The organism is Streptomyces sp. NPDC058662 (genome assembly GCF_042716255.1).
Classification (GTDB): domain Bacteria; phylum Actinomycetota; class Actinomycetes; order Streptomycetales; family Streptomycetaceae; genus Streptomyces.
In genome coordinates this window covers 1-1,989 of sequence record NZ_JBHXRU010000135.1, presented here as the reverse complement: position 1 = coordinate 1,989, position 1,989 = coordinate 1, and the positions used below count along the sequence as shown (strand labels likewise).

Annotated in this window: 2 protein-coding genes; both read left to right on the top strand. The window is 75.5% G+C overall.

The window, feature by feature from the left end:
- Positions 1–984, top strand: a 984-nt coding sequence (locus tag ACFWUQ_RS29075) for an ATP-binding cassette domain-containing protein (RefSeq protein ID WP_384543945.1), incomplete at its 5' end; no start/stop codon positions are given.
- The gene (locus ACFWUQ_RS29070) at positions 981–1,880 is read left to right on the top strand and encodes an ECF transporter S component (protein ID WP_384543943.1); all 900 of its coding nucleotides are present in this window, start codon (positions 981–983) and stop codon (positions 1,878–1,880) included. The genes ACFWUQ_RS29075 and ACFWUQ_RS29070, both read left to right, overlap by 4 nt.
- Positions 1,881–1,989: the final 109 nt, after the last annotated feature.

Here is a 1,989-nt window from a genome sequence, read left to right as displayed (position 1 = left end):
TGCCACGTCAGGTGGTTCGTTCGGCTGACACACCCCGCCAGAAGGACGCCCGCCCGGACGCGGTCCGGGGGCGGCGCCCCCGACGGCGGAGCCCCCGGCCTGCTCGCCCGGCTGCTGCGGCGCCGCCGCACCGTACCCGCCCCCGCCCCAGCCCCCCGCCCGGCCCCGGCCGAGGTCCGCGGCCTCGACGTCCGCCGCGGCTCCCGCCAGGTCCTGCACGGCGTCGACCTGTCCGTGGCCCCCGGCGAGACCATCGCCCTCATGGGCCGCAACGGCGCCGGCAAGTCCACCCTCCTGTCCGCGCTCGTCGGTACGGTCGCGCCCGCCGCCGGCGAGGTCACCGTCGGCGGCAGGGCGCCGCACCGCACCCCGCCGCCGGAGATGGTCCGCCGGGTCGGCCTGGTCCCGCAGGAGCCCCGCGACCTGCTCTACGCGGACACGGTCGCCGCCGAGTGCGCCGCCGCCGACTCCGACTCCGACGCGGCCCCCGGCACCTGCCGTGACCTGGTCTCCGCCCTGCTGCCCGACGTCCCGGACGACACCCACCCCCGGGACCTCTCCGAGGGGCAGCGGCTGGCGCTGGCCCTGGCGCTGGTCCTGACCGGCCGGCCCGCCCTGCTGCTCCTGGACGAGCCCACCCGCGGTCTGGACTACGCCGCGAAGGTCCGACTGATCGAGATCCTGCGTGCGCTCGCGGCGCAGGGCCACGCCATCGTGCTGGCCACCCACGACGTGGAGCTGGCGGCGGAGCTGGCGCACCGGGTGGTGATCCTGGCCGGCGGCGAGGTCGTCGCGGACGGTCCGACCGCCGAGGTCGTCGTCTCCTCCCCCGCCTTCGCGCCCCAGGTGGCGAAGGTCCTCACCCCGGGCCACTGGCTCACCGTGCGGCAGGTCGCCGACACCCTGGCGGCCCTAGCGCCTCCCGCCCCGGGAACGGCTCCGAACCCGCAAACGGCGGCCGACCCGGGGACGGCTCCCGCATGAGCCGCCACCCCGCGCCCGCCCGCCGTACCCGCCGCGCCCGTCCCACCCGCCCCGTCCGTATCGGCCCGAGGGCCGCTGCCGCCCTGGTCCTGGTCACCCTGATCGGCATCGCGGCCTTCGGCTGGCCGCTCCTCGCGGACCGCCACTCCGGCCTCGCGCACTCCCAGGACGCGCCGTGGCTGTTCGCGGCGCTGCTGCCGCTGCTGGTCGCGGTGGTCGTGGCGACCATCGCCGACGACGGCATGGACGCGAAGGCGGTGGCGATGCTCGGGGTGCTCGCCGCCGTGGGGGCCGCGCTCAGACCCCTCGGCGCGGGCACGGCCGGCCTGGAGCCCATGTTCTTCCTGATGGTGCTGAGCGGGCGCGTCCTGGGTCCCGGGTTCGGTTTCGTCCTGGGCGCGGTCACGATGTTCGCCTCCGCCCTGCTGACGGGCGGGGTCGGGCCGTGGATGCCGTTCCAGATGCTGGCCCTGGGCTGGTTCGCGCTGGGCGCCGGCCTCCTGCCCGGCGCCGTCCGGCTGCGGGGCCGGGCCGAGCTGCTGATGCTGGCCGCGTACGGCTTCGTGGGTTCGTTCGCGTACGGCACGGTGATGAACCTGCAGGGCTGGGTGATCCTGCAGGGCATGGGGCAGGGCATCTCCTTCCATCCGGGGGAGCCGCTGGGCGCGAACCTCGCGCGCTTCCTGGCCTACTGCCTGGCCACATCGGTGGCCTGGGACCTGGGGCGGGCCGTGCTGACGGTCGTACTGACGTTGGCGCTCGGGGGCACGCTGCTGAAGGCGCTGCGGCGGGCGACGAGGAAAGCTGCTTTCGACGCCCCGGTCGCCTTCGATTCGGGGGCCGATCCCGATCCGGACCATTCCCCTCAAAGGGGTACGGACGGCTGCGGAGGGTGACATTCGGGCGGCCGGGCGGTGACCCGCCCCACAGGACCCAGGTCACATACGACTCTCGCTAGTAGCCCCTGAACGTCCTTTTCGTGCCCGTTTGTGGGGGTGGTGACCT